General features: G+C 38.5%; 1 protein-coding gene. It reads right to left on the bottom strand.

The features are described from left to right. A partial coding sequence (locus tag Q1B07_RS26760; protein WP_299834325.1) for an IS66 family transposase zinc-finger binding domain-containing protein occupies positions 1 to 538 on the bottom strand: 538 nt, incomplete at both ends.

Raw genomic sequence — 538 nt, 5'->3', positions numbered from 1 at the left:
GGTAGGTATTGTGCAAATTTATCATAGATTACTTTGGCAAGCACGCTAGGGCTTGCGATGCTACGTTGAATGGCAGGCTGCGGTGCCTTACCACGTTTGATTTGCGCTTTTTGAAATGAATCACCTTTACAATTTTTACATTCATAAGCATGTTCAATGTGTTGGACTTTCTTCATTTTTGCAGGAATAAACTCTGCTTCTTCGCGCACGATTGTACTGCCAATTTCAATCATTTGTCCTTGGCAACAGTCACATTGTGTATTTTCTGGATGATAGTGAAATGCTTCTACTTCGATATCATCTCGTAATGAATCATTTCGTTTTTTCTTTTTAATAGTTCGAACAACAGTATAAGAAATGGTCTGTTGGCTTTGTTCATCTGTATGCTCAGATTCGCTAAAAGACGGGTCATCATCAAATAATGACGCTTGCCCTTCTGGTGCGTTATATCTCGATTTTTCAGTTTTAGAACCATATAAGAGCTTTGTTAAGTGCCGAAGTTGTTGCGTTAACGCTTCGTTCTGTTTCAACGATTGAT

Source organism: uncultured Metabacillus sp. (assembly GCF_947503125.1).
In the GTDB taxonomy this organism is placed as follows: domain Bacteria; phylum Bacillota; class Bacilli; order Bacillales; family Bacillaceae; genus Metabacillus.
This window is presented reverse-complemented; position numbering and strand designations above follow the sequence as displayed.